The following is an 11,784-nucleotide window of genomic DNA, read 5'->3' as shown; positions in this document are numbered from 1 at the left end:
GAGAAGCCCGCCCGATGTCACGACAGGAGTCCGTCCTCCGCCTGCTGCTGATCGAAGACCGCCTCGAGGACGCCGAGAGGCTCATCAGCATCCTGCGCAACGGCGGCCTGGCGGTACGTCCGCAGCGACCCGATGATGCCGAGGCCCTGCGCAGCCTGCTGGCCGAGCGCAACGCCGACCTCATCCTCGCCTCGCCGACGGCAAGGACGATCCCGTTCGACGAAGTGGTGCGGATCGTCAACGCCAGCGGCAAGGACATTCCTGTCGTCGCCACGCTCGACACGCTCGCCGAGGATGCGGTCGTCGCCGCGCTGTCCGCCGGCGCGCGCAACCTGGCGTTGCGTGACAGCCCGCAGCACCTGCAGCACGTCGTCCGCAACGAGTTCGCGGCGCTCGAAGGACGCCGCGCGCAGCGTCATCTCGAAGCCGCGCTGCGCGAAACCGAGCGCCGCTGCGACGCGCTGATCGCCTCATCGCGCGACCCGATCGCCTACGTCCACGAAGGCATGCACATCCGCGCCAACGAGGCCTATCTGGAAATGTTCGGCTACGAGAGTTTCGACGACATCGAGGGACTCCCGCTGCTGGACATGATCGCGCCATCGCACACCGGCGAGTTCAAGCAGCTGCTCAAGCGGCTCGGCAAGGGCGAGCCGCCGCCGAAAACCCTGCAGCTGGCCGCTCGACGCGCCGATGGCACGGTGTTCGACGCGGTGATGGAGTTCGCCCAGGCCAGCTACGAGGGCGAGCCCTGTCTGCAGATCGTATTCCGGCAGAAGACGCTGGACGCGGACATGGCGCGCGAGCTCGACGCGCTGCGCCAGCGCGACCACGTCACCGGCCTGTACAACCGGCAGCACTTCCTGACCGAGCTGGAAGCGGCGGTGTCCTCCGCCGTCGAAGGTCACGGCGCACAGGCACTGCTGCTGGTGCAGCCGGACAACCATGCCGCCCTGCTGTCGGAGATCGGCCTGACCCATGCCGACGAGCTGCTGGTCGAGCTGGCACGGCGGCTGGAAACCGCGCTGGACGAGGACTGCATCGCCGCGCGCTTCTCCGACCACGGCTTCGCCGTGTTGTGCCGGCAAAGCGACCACCGGCGCACCGGCGAGATCGCCGAGCGCATCCGCAAGGCCTATCACGGCCACATCGTCGAAGCCGGCGAACGCTCGCTGAGCCTGACGGTCAGCATCGGCGGCGTGCAGATCGGCGAGAAGATCGCCAGCCTGCAGCAGGTGCTGGGCAAGGCCGGACAGTGCCTGCAGTCGGCCGGCAGCCTCGGCGGCAACCGGATCGATATCTTCGACCCGTCCGCCCGTGATCGCGCCGAGGAAGAGCGTGTGCTGCGCCGGGTCGAAGAGATCCGCCAGGCGCTGGCCGGCAACGGCATGCTCCTGCACTACCAGCCGATCATCAACCTGCATGGGGAGCCCGGCGAAACCTACGAGGCCTACCTGCGGATGAAGGGCAGCGGCGACGAAATGGTGCCGCCGCTGGATTTCCTGCCGGCCGCCGAGGAACATGGACTGCTCGGCGAGATCGACCGCTGGGTGGTCGGTCGCGCGGTCGAGGTCCTGGCCGAACGCCGCAAGGCCGGCAAGCACACCACCCTGTTCGTGAAGATCAGCGCCCAGTCGCTGACCGGCCCCGAGCTGCCCGTGCTGATCGGCGAGCGGCTGCGCAAGCTCGGCGTACCCGGCGACCGGCTGGTGTTGCAAATCCCCGAATCCAAGGTGCACACCCACCTCAGGGCGGCCCAGGAATTCCAGCGCGCGGTCGCCGCCCACGGCTGCCGTCTGGCGCTGGAGCAGTTCGGCTCCGGCCTCAACTCCTTCCAGCTGCTGGCGCATATCGACCCGACCTTCCTCAAGATCGACCGCAGCTTCATGAGCGATCTGCCGCGCAATGCCGAGAGCCAGAAGAAGATCCGCGAGATCGCCGACCAGGCGCGCGCGGCCGGCAAGCTGACCATCGCCGAATTCGTGCAGGACGCCGCCTCGATGACCGTGCTGTTCTCCAGTGGCGTGGACTATGTCGAGGGCCACTTCCTGGCCCCTGCCGGGCCGGTGATGAACTACGACTTCGGCTGAGAAGCCGGGGATCGGAAACCGGAAACCGGGAATCGGCAAGCGCGTGAGACGAAACGGCCCGCCGGAAGGCGGGCCGTTTCGTTGGGGTTGCCGGAGGTGCCGGCCCGGCTCAGCCGTTGCGCAGCGCGGCGATGCGCTCGGCCAGCGGCGGATGGCTCATCAGCAGGCGCTTGAGGCCATGCGCCACACCGCCGGAAATGCCGAAGGCGCGCACCTGGTCGGGCAAGGTGCTGTGGCCGTAGGTCTGGGCGAGCCGCTCGAGCGCGCGGATCATCTTGTCGCGGCCGGCCAGCTTCGCGCCGCCCGCATCGGCACGGAACTCGCGATGGCGGCTGAACCACATCGCGATCATCGAGGCGAACAGGCCGAAGATGATGTCCAGCACGATCACGATGATGTAGTAGGCGAAACTCGGTCCACCGTCGCGGTTGCCGCTGATCCAGGCGTCGATCATCCGGCCGACCACCCGGGCCAGGAAGATCACGAAGGTGTTGAGCACGCCCTGGATCAGGGTCATGGTCACCATGTCGCCGTTGGCGATGTGGCTGACCTCGTGAGCGAGCACGGCCTCGGCCTCGTCGCGATTCATCGCCCGCAGCAGACCGGTCGAGACCGCCACCAGCGAATTGTTCCGGCTCGGACCGGTGGCGAAGGCGTTGATCTCCGGGGCGTCATAGATCGCCACCTCGGGCATGGCGATGCCGGCGGCCTCCGCCTGGCGACGCACGGTGTTGAGCAGCCAGGCCTCGGTTTCGTTGCGCGGCTGGGTGATGACCTGCGCTCCGGTGCCGCGTTTGGCGACCCACTTCGACATCAGCAGCGAGATGAACGCGCCGCCGAAGCCGAAGATCGCCGCGAACAGCAGCAGCCCGGCGTTGTTTCCGAGGGTGATGCCGAATACGTTCTGCAGCACCGACAGCACGATACCCAGCAGCACCAGCACGGCCAGGTTGGTGAGCAGGAAGAAGAACATTCGCTTGATCATTTTTCTCTCTCGTCGTTGCGGACCCGGCGAGGGCGTTGGCGGGAGTATAGATTGGGTAGACTGCGCGAAGTTCAAGCCGCTGTGCGCCGTGCCGCGCCGGCCGGCGTGAAGCCCTCGTTCAGGACTGGCACCGACGCCGCCACCGCGCCCGCGCATGACCCCGCCCCCCTCCGGCTACCGTGGCCGCTTCGCGCCCTCGCCCACCGGCCCGCTGCATTTCGGTTCGCTGGTCGCCGCGCTCGGCAGCTGGCTGTTCGCCCGCCGCGCCGGCGGCGCCTGGCTGGTGCGGATCGAAGACATCGACCCGCCACGCGAGGTGCCGGGCGCGGCCGAGGACCAGTTGCGCACCCTGAGCGGCTTCGGGCTGGAGCCCGACGAGCCGGTCGTTCGCCAGAGCGGGCGCAGCGACCTCTATGCCGCCGCCCTGCGGCGTCTGCTCGACGCCGGTCATGCCTTCGCCTGCCGCTGCAGCCGCAGCGACCTGGCGGCCGTCGGCGGCATCCACCGCGGCTGCGCGCCGAGCGACCCGGCACGCGCGCAGGCGATCCGGCTGCGGGTGCCCGAAGGCGAGCACATCGGCTTCCGGGATGCGATCCAGGGCCGGTTCGAGCAGGCGCTCGACCGCGAGGTCGGCGACTTCGTGATCCGCCGCGCCGACGGCCTGTGGGCCTATCAGCTCGCCGTGGTGGTCGACGATGCCGCCCAGGGCATCACCGACGTGGTGCGCGGCGCCGACCTGCTCGACTCCACGCCGCGCCAGATCCTGCTGCAACGCCGGCTCGGCCTGCCGACGCCCCGCTACGCGCACTTGCCGATCGTGCTCGATGCCACGGGCCGCAAGCTCGGCAAGTCGCTGGCCGCCCTGCCGGTGGATCCCGCCGACCCGCTGCCGGCACTGCGCGCCGCCTGGGGCTTCCTCGGGCAGGCGGCCGTCGCGGTCGCCGGCGCGGGCAGCGTCCGGGCCTTCCTGGCCGCCGCGCAGGCCGCCTTCGAGCCACAGCGGGTGCCGCGCACCGCCCCCGGGCCCGCCGCAGCGAAAAAGCGGGCGGACGGCAGTACACTGCCGGCATACCGGACCACAGCCCTGGGGAGGGACACCGCATGACTTCTCGCGTCGCACTCGTCACCGGCGGCACCGGCGGCATCGGCACCGCCATCTGCGCGCGCCTGGCCGGCATGGGCCACCGCGTCGCCACCAACTACCGCAACCGGACCAAGGCGGAGGAATGGCAGCGGGCGATGCAGGCGCGTGGCATCGAGGTCACGCTGGTGCCGGGCGACGTCGGCGACACCGCCTCCGCCGAGGCGATGGTGCGCGCGGTCGAGTCCGAGGTCGGCCCGGTCGAGATCCTGATCAACAATGCCGGCATCACCCGCGACACCACCTTCCACCGCATGACCCCGGCGCAGTGGCACGACGTCATCAACACCAACCTCAACGCCTGCTTCAACGTCACCCGTCCGGTGATCGAGGGCATGCGCGAGCGCAAGTGGGGCCGCATCGTCCAGATCAGCTCGATCAACGGCCTCAAGGGCCAGTACGGCCAGGCCAATTACGCCGCCGCCAAGGCCGGCATGCACGGCTTCACCATCTCGCTGGCACGCGAGAACGCCAAGCTGGGGATCACCGTCAACACCGTCTCGCCCGGCTACGTCGCCACCGACATGGTGATGGCGGTACCGGAAGAAGTCCGCGCCAAGATCGTCGCCGACATCCCCACCGGACGGCTCGGCAAGCCCGAGGAGATCGCCTACGCGGTGGCCTTCCTGGTCAGCGAGGAAGCGGCCTGGATCACCGGCTCCAACCTCGACATCAACGGCGGCCATCACATGGGCTGGTGAGCCCTCCGGCGAACGCGGGCCACGGATTTCCGTCCGGCCCGCGCTTGCATCGCCCCAGCCGCTACGCCATGCTGCGAAACGGCCGCCGCGCCTGGTGCGCCGCAGAACGAACCGCAACGGTTGTCGCATGGCACAAGTCCGCATCATCAAGAAGTATCCGAACCGTCGCCTCTACGACACGGAGATCTCCAGCTACATCACGCTCGAGGACGTGCGCCAGCTGATCGTCGACGGCGAGGAATTCCAGGTACGCGACGCCAAGACCGGCGAGGACCTGACCCGCTCGGTGCTGCTGCAGATCATCGCCGAGCACGAGCAGGACGGGCAGCCGATGCTCTCCACCCAGCTGCTCAGCCAGATCATCCGCTTCTACGGCGACTCCCTGCAGGGCTTCATGGGCAGCTACCTGGAGCGCAGCATGGAGATGTTCCTGGAGCAGCAGCAGCAGTTCCGCAGCCAGCTCAACAGCCTGATCGGACAGACGCCGTGGGCGATGCTCAACCAGATCACCGAGCGCAACATGGACCTGTGGAAGGACTTCCAGAAGGGGCTGCTCGGCAGCATCGACCCCGAGGGCAACAAGCCCCGCCAGGGCGGCAGGACGCGCTCGCGCTGAAGGTTTGACGGGCCGCTCCGCGGCCGCCTAAGCTCCCCGCTTTTGTGCGCGGCAGCACGTGCTGCCACGCAGCAAACCCTCGCATTTCCGGGAGCCCGGCATGAACAAGCGACTGGCGGTCGTCACCGGCGGCATCGGCGGTCTGGGCACGGCCATCTGCCGCCATCTCGCCCACGACGGCCGCCGCGTGGTCGCGGTCGATCTCGATGACCGACCCGAACGGCTGGCCCGCTTCACGGCCGATACCGCCGGCCTCGACGTGCGCTTCGCGCCCTGCGACGTCGCCGACTATGACGCCTGTGCCGACCTGATCGACCGCCTCGGCCGCGAACTGGGCCCGGTCGAGATCCTGGTCAACGCCGCCGGCATCACCCGCGACGCCACCCTGCGCAAGATGGAACGCACCCAGTGGACGCAAGTGCTGCGGGTGAACCTCGAGAGCGTGTTCAACCTCTGCCGGCATGTCGTCGGGGGCATGGTCGAGCGCGGCTTCGGCCGCATCGTCAACATCAGCTCGGTCAACGGCCAGACCGGCCAGTTCGGCCAGACCAACTACGCCGCCGCGAAAGCCGGCATGCATGGCTTCACCATGGCGCTGGCACGCGAGGTGGCCCGCAAGGGCGTGACCGTCAACAGCGTCTCGCCCGGCTACATCGACACCGAGATGACCCGCGCGCTGCGCGAGGACCTGCGCGCGCAGATCATCGCCTCGATTCCGGTCGGCCGCATGGGCCGGCCCGACGACATCGCCCGCACGGTACGGTTTCTCTGCGGAGACGACGCCGATTACATCACCGGCGCCAACATTCCGGTCAACGGTGGCCTGTTCATGAGCTTCTGAGGCCGGGACCCGGCACGCGGGAGCGCAAGCCGGGATCCATCCCGGGCCCGCCCTCCGGCTGCCACAGCGCGCAGCCTCCCGGCCCGGACGCAGCCCGACACATGCCCGGGGCGGGCGTGCCGAAGGGCCGGGACGACGCCCCTGCGGGAACCTGCATCACCGCCGGCCCGCCACTGCCGGCGGCGATGCGTGTCCGGCCCGTTCTCAGAACTCCCGCACCACGCGGATGCCCAGGCGCGGATTGGTGGTCTGCGGCGGCGCGGCGATGCGGAACGCCGAGCGCACCTGTTCGGGCGCACTGGCCCAGGATGCTCCGCGGACCACCCGCGTCGGGCAGCCCGGATTGACCCAGGCGCTGCCGTCGGTCGGCGCACGCTGGTAACTGTCGTGCCAGCAGTCCTCTACCCAAGCCGACACATTGCCGATCATGTCGTACAGGCCGAACGGATTGGGCTCGAAGGACCCCACCGGCGCGGGTCCCCAATGCCCGTCGTCGTAGTTCGGGAAGGCGTTGGACCAGTTGCGCCGCGTTTCGGAACGGTCCTTGTCGCCGGTCAGGTTGCCGACCACGCGATCCGGATTGCCGTCGCCCCACGGGAAGCGGGTGGTGCTGCCGGCGCGCAACGCGTACTCGTATTCGGCCTCGGTGGGCAGCCGGTAGCGCTTGCCGGTCTCGCGCGACAGCCAGTCCACATAAGCCTTGGCGTCGTTCCAGGAGACGTGGATCACCGGCATCTCGGGCCTGGCGCGGCGACCGAGGTGGTCGTCCTGCCAGGTCACGCCGCTCTTCTCGGTCAGCGTGCCGGTGCTCTCGTCGTAGACGGTGGCGCGCCCGGTCTGCTGCGCGGTGGTGACATAGCCGGTGGCGTTGATGAACTGACGGAACTGGCCGACCGTGATTTCGGTGCGCGACATCGCGAAGCCGCGCGTCAGCCGCACGGTGAAGCGCGGCCCTTCGTTGGCCTGCCGGCCGCGCTCGTTGTTGGGCGAGCCCATCTCGAAGGTCCCGAGCGGGATCACCACCATGTCGGGTCCATGACCGCCGGACGCGATCGGGTCGCGGATGACGTCGCCGGGCTTGTGCGAGGCGTAGTTGCGCGCGTTGTCCAGCTGGGTGCGCAGTTCCTCGACGCGCCGCTCCTGCAGCGTCACCTGTCCCAGTTGCGCGATAAGCGCCTCGGCCTGCTCGTACTGCCCGCCCTCGATGGCGATGACGATGTCGTGCTCCAGCCCCTGTGCACGCCGCTGACGCAGCTCGACGATCTGCGCGCCGGCGTTCTGCACGCGCTCGGAGCCGGGCTGCACACTGGCGGCCTGGGCGAGCAGGCGGTCGGCCTCGGCGTAATTTCCGGCTTCGGCCGCGGCCTGGGCACGGGCCACCAGGGCCTCCTCCAGCGCGCGCAGGCCCTCCTGCGCGGCAGCGTTGCCGGGCTCGCGCGCGAGGATGTCGCGGTAAATCTGCAGGGCGCTGTTGTTGGCCGGTTCGACCAGCCGCCCGGCGGCGATGTGCCGCTGTGCCTCGGAGAGTTGTTGCGCCATCTCGCGGCCAGCGGCGATCTTGCTCGCCAGCGCGCGCGCGGCCGGCGCCTGCGGGCGGTAGCGGTTGGCGACGGCGGACAGGCGGGCCGCCTCGTCGAAACGGCCGGCCGCCAGCGCACTCTCGCCGCGCTGCACCAGCATGGCCACGGCACGGTCCATGCCGGCGTTGGCACCGGCATGGTTGGCATCGATGGCCAGCGCGCGCGAATACAGCACCAGCGCGCCGCCGTCGGCTTCCTCGATGCGGCCTGCCGCCACGGCCTGATCGCCACGCTGCACCAGCTCGCGCAGCTCCTCGGCCGGACTCATGCGCAGGTCGGGCGCCCACTCCGCCTCCTGGGCGGTGGCATCGACCAGACGCCGGCGCAGCCGCCGGTCCTCGCCCTCCTCGCCGCGCTGCGCCCCTGCTTCCCGCCCGGGCGGCGCGGTATCCTGAACCGTCGCGCCCGCATCCTGCAGCGCACCGAATGTCATCGTGATCGCAACCACGGCCAGCCAGCGGCCGCCTGCCCCCAAAAGCGAAAACTGCATTCGACTCTCCCCGAAAGCGTGGGCTTGCCGCCCCATCTTGTACGAATGGCCAGAAAACGGCCTCAACTTAAAGGCGATAGCGCATGGCTGCAACCGATTCCGCTCACGATTCCGCCGTCTGGCTGGATCGGCCCGATGCGCTCACCCGGACCTTGGCCGCCTGGTCCGGCCAGCCCCTCGTCGGCCTGGACACCGAGTTCATCCGCGAGCGCACCTACTGGCCAAAACTCGCCCTCGTGCAGCTCTCGGTGCCTGGCGAGGTGGTGCTGGTCGATGCGCTCGCCCCCGGGATGACCGAGGCGCTCGTCCCGCTCCTGACCGACCCGACCGTCACCAAGCTGATGCACAGCGCCGGCGAGGACCTGCAGGCCTTCCGCACCGGCATCGGCGTGCTGCCGCGCCCCCTCTACGACACCCAGATCGCCGCCGGCCTGGCCGGCATCGGCGCTTCATTGAGCTACCAGAAGCTGGTGGAAACCGTGACCGGCGTCCTGCTCCCGAAAGGCGAAACCCGCTCGGACTGGCTGCGCCGACCGCTCAGCGAGGCCCAGCGCGCCTATGCCGCCGACGACGTGCGCTACCTGCACGCCGTGCACACCCACCTCGACGCCCGGCTGGAGGCGCTCGGCCGCCGCGACTGGCATGCCGCCGACTGCACCCGCGCCGTCGACCAGGTCGAACGCGATGCCGTCGACCCGTGGCCGCACCTGGCTCTGCGTAGCGCCCAGTTCCTCGACCGCGAGGGCCAGGCCCGCCTGCGCCGGCTGCTGCTGTGGCGCGAGGCCGAGGCGCGCCGCGCCGACAAGCCGCGCAGCTGGATCCTCGACAACGAACTGGCCGTCGCCCTCGCCCGCAAGCCGCCGGCCGACCGCCACGCCTTCAACATCCTGCTCGACGGCCACCCCAAGGCACCGCGCCGGCTGCGCGGCGCGCTCTGGGACGAACTCGGCCGTCCGCTCGAGCCCGACGAGCTCGACATCCCGCTGGCACGGCCTCAGGACGGCGACTACAAGGTACGGCTGCGCCAGCTGCAGGAAGCAGTCGCCGAGGCGACCCGCCGCCACGAACTGCCCGAGGGCGTGCTCGCCTCGCGCCGCAGTCTGGAAACGCTGATGCTCGGTGAAGGCTGGCCGGACAGCCTCGCCGGCTGGCGTCGCGAGATCCTGCAGCCGCTGCTCGACCCGCTGCTCGCAGGGGACTAGCGCCGCCCCCCGTCGCAGGCTATCATTCGCCGCTCACGTGGGGCGGTAGCTCAGCTGGGAGAGCGTCGCGTTCGCAATGCGAAGGTCGGGAGTTCGATCCTCCTCCGCTCCACCACCATTCCACGCCCAACCCCTATCGGTTGGGCGTTTTCATTTCCGGGTTTCGCGACACCGCGCGGGCTTTGGCGGCGTTCTGCGTGTGCCACGCGGTGAGGGCGGGCCGCCCAAAAGTCGCCCGGTTCGCCTCTCTTCTGCCCTCTCTTCTCTCTCAAAACCGGCGCCGACTTCCTCGCCGGAGCGCACGCAGACGGCCCTGCGCGTCAACGACTTGCACATGCCTCGCCGCCATCGGTGTCCATCGTGTCTGGGGCAAAGCATCGAGCCTGCACGGCACTGGAGGCTGCAGCACAGGAGAGCATCGAGTACAGCCCTGGGCGCCCCTGCGCGACCTGGACGAGGATCCGGTATGCAAACACTGGCCCTCCGGCTTCGGGCATGCCCTTGTCGCGCGCCTTGACCGAGAATCTGGCTGTCACGCGCGACTCGATTTATCGCTGGATCGAGCGCAAAGTCCTGCCCGCACGCCGCGTGAGGAGTCTTGCCCCCAAGTCCTTGGCCCCGATGGAATGTTAGCCAACCATCGAGGAGCGAGACATGGGACGCAAGCGCGAGATGCCGGCAGAGAAGCATTTAGAACCGGTACTGGCGCTGTTGAGGAAGGAGGAGCCGGCTGCGCAGATCGCGCGTCGTGCCGGGATCAGCGAACCGGCGCTGCACCGCTGGCGTGACGAGTTCATCGCCGGCGGCAAGGCGCAGCTCGGCGGCAAGGGCCACGAGGCGCTTCCTCATCGATTACAACGAGCACCGGCCCCATGACGGCCTCGGCGGAATGCCCCCCGCCGAGTACCGCAATCACCACGAGGCCAGAGACTCTACTTTCAACGTGTCCGCTTGATGGCAGAGGTTACGGCTGGACGAAGCGATGCGGCAGGATGCAGAGTTGCGACAAGCCGCCTGACCCGGCGCGGACTTGCACAAATCCGGGCAGATCGGGTCCGAGGGAACTGGGTGGCAAGACAGAGGTGCTCAAGGAAGTTCGAAGTGTGCTGGATGGACGACTGGGCAGGCGCCGAGGGCGCAGATGAAGAAAGATGCAGTGACGGCTGCCACCATCAACAAAGGGAACCGGCCTATGAGCTACCCGCCCCCCTATCAACCGCCAGACCGATTTCTGCGACGCTGGCTCGTCATCTCTGCCAGCGTGGCGGCGTTGATGTTGCTGTGGCAGCTCCTTCCGGCAATCGAGGACTGGTTCACACCCATTGAAGGAACACCGCGCGTAGTCACGGCCCGTGGCGACCTCGCAGCAGACGAAAAGGCCACCATCGAGCTCTTCGAGAATTCGCACGATTCGGTGGTGTACATCAGTACCGCGCAACGCGTGCTCGACGTCTGGACGCGCAATGTATTCGAGGTGCCCCGCGGCACCGGTTCGGGTTTCATCTGGGACGACGCCGGCCACGTGGTGACCAACTTCCACGTCATCGAGGGCGCCTCCAGCGCCACGGTGCGGCTCGCCGACGGGCGTGACTATCAAGCCGGCCTGGTCGGCGCCTCGCCAGCCCACGACATCGCAGTCCTGAAGATCGGGGTGGGCTTCAAGCGCCCGCCGCCTGTGCCCATCGGCACCAGCCACGACCTCAAAGTGGGGCAGAAGGTCTTCGCCATTGGCAACCCCTTCGGCCTGGATTGGACGCTGACCACCGGCATCGTCTCAGCCCTCGACCGCTCGTTGCCCAATGAGCGTGGGGGCCCACCCATCGAGCATCTCATTCAGACCGATGCCTCGATCAACCCGGGAAACTCCGGTGGACCGTTGCTCGATTCCGCCGGCCGGTTGATTGGCATCAACACCGCGATCTACAGCCCCTCAGGCGCATCGGCCGGTATCGGCTTCGCGGTACCTGTGGATACGGTCATGCGCGTGGTGCCGCAAGTCATCAGGACGGGGCGCTACATTCGCCCGGCGCTAGCAGCCTGTTAAAATTCGACCCGGCGAAGCCCCCGACTCGGTCGGCAGCGCGGATTTCTCGCTGCTCAAGCGCTCCGCAAGCGCGTCCCGCGCTCTGAAACAAGCC

10 protein-coding genes and 1 tRNA gene are annotated in these 11,784 nt (G+C 68.9%); 9 read left to right on the top strand and 2 right to left on the bottom strand.

Features of this window, described 5'->3' with window-relative positions; translation table 11 throughout:
• The first annotated feature begins 14 nt into the window (after nucleotides 1–14).
• Nucleotides 15–2,090, top strand: a complete 2,076-nt coding sequence (locus tag HNQ58_RS10885; protein WP_183948951.1) for an EAL domain-containing response regulator — start codon at nucleotides 15–17, stop codon at nucleotides 2,088–2,090.
• Nucleotides 2,091–2,199: 109 nt separating this feature from the next.
• Here HNQ58_RS10885 and htpX read toward each other — a convergent pair whose 3' ends face one another.
• The gene (htpX, locus tag HNQ58_RS10880) at nucleotides 2,200–3,075 is read right to left on the bottom strand and encodes a protease HtpX (protein ID WP_183948950.1); all 876 of its coding nucleotides are present in this window, start codon (nucleotides 3,073–3,075) and stop codon (nucleotides 2,200–2,202) included.
• 154 nt (nucleotides 3,076–3,229) lie between these two features.
• Here htpX and gluQRS point away from each other — a divergent pair, with 154 nt between their 5' ends.
• The 4 genes from gluQRS to phbB (HNQ58_RS10860) all read left to right on the top strand — a co-directional run bounded on the left by gluQRS (nucleotide 3,230) and on the right by phbB (HNQ58_RS10860) (nucleotide 6,374).
• Complete coding sequence (gene gluQRS, locus HNQ58_RS10875; protein WP_183948949.1) at nucleotides 3,230–4,180, top strand: tRNA glutamyl-Q(34) synthetase GluQRS; 951 nt, start codon at nucleotides 3,230–3,232, stop codon at nucleotides 4,178–4,180.
• Nucleotides 4,177–4,917, top strand: coding sequence for an acetoacetyl-CoA reductase (phbB, locus tag HNQ58_RS10870; RefSeq protein ID WP_183948948.1), 741 nt, complete (start codon nucleotides 4,177–4,179; stop codon nucleotides 4,915–4,917). The genes gluQRS and phbB (HNQ58_RS10870) overlap by 4 nt, the downstream gene beginning before the upstream one ends.
• Before the next feature lie 127 nt (nucleotides 4,918–5,044).
• Nucleotides 5,045–5,533: a polyhydroxyalkanoate synthesis repressor PhaR gene (gene phaR, locus HNQ58_RS10865; protein ID WP_183948947.1), complete on the top strand. Its 489-nt coding sequence runs from the start codon at nucleotides 5,045–5,047 to the stop codon at nucleotides 5,531–5,533.
• Between the two features lie 100 nt (nucleotides 5,534–5,633).
• Entirely contained in the window at nucleotides 5,634–6,374 is a 741-nt protein-coding gene (gene phbB / locus HNQ58_RS10860; RefSeq protein WP_183948946.1) for an acetoacetyl-CoA reductase, read from the top strand.
• 204 nt (nucleotides 6,375–6,578) lie between these two features.
• On the opposite strand, the gene HNQ58_RS10855 is transcribed toward phbB (HNQ58_RS10860), so the two are convergent.
• Complete coding sequence (locus HNQ58_RS10855) at nucleotides 6,579–8,444, bottom strand: formylglycine-generating enzyme family protein (RefSeq protein WP_183948945.1); 1,866 nt, start codon at nucleotides 8,442–8,444, stop codon at nucleotides 6,579–6,581.
• A gap of 83 nt (nucleotides 8,445–8,527) precedes the next feature.
• Between HNQ58_RS10855 and rnd the strand changes: the two genes are divergently transcribed.
• The 4 genes from rnd to HNQ58_RS10835 all read left to right on the top strand — a co-directional run bounded on the left by rnd (nucleotide 8,528) and on the right by HNQ58_RS10835 (nucleotide 11,690).
• On the top strand, nucleotides 8,528–9,646 hold the full coding sequence (rnd, locus tag HNQ58_RS10850) for a ribonuclease D (protein WP_183948944.1): 1,119 nt from the start codon (nucleotides 8,528–8,530) through the stop codon (nucleotides 9,644–9,646).
• A 39-nt stretch (nucleotides 9,647–9,685) separates the two neighbouring features.
• Nucleotides 9,686–9,761: transfer RNA gene (locus HNQ58_RS10845), tRNA-Ala, on the top strand.
• 633 nt (nucleotides 9,762–10,394) lie between these two features.
• Nucleotides 10,395–10,601, top strand: coding sequence for an integrase core domain-containing protein (locus HNQ58_RS13690; RefSeq protein WP_409617599.1), 207 nt, complete (start codon nucleotides 10,395–10,397; stop codon nucleotides 10,599–10,601).
• A 186-nt stretch (nucleotides 10,602–10,787) separates the two neighbouring features.
• Nucleotides 10,788–11,690, top strand: a complete 903-nt coding sequence (locus tag HNQ58_RS10835; protein ID WP_425504173.1) for a S1C family serine protease — start codon at nucleotides 10,788–10,790, stop codon at nucleotides 11,688–11,690.
• Nucleotides 11,691–11,784 lie beyond the last annotated feature (94 nt).

Origin of the sequence: Rehaibacterium terrae (genome assembly GCF_014202935.1) — a bacterium.
GTDB classification, from domain to species: domain Bacteria; phylum Pseudomonadota; class Gammaproteobacteria; order Xanthomonadales; family Xanthomonadaceae; genus Rehaibacterium; species Rehaibacterium terrae.
Note: the sequence above shows the minus strand (reverse complement) of the source record. Positions and strands in the feature narration are given on the sequence as shown.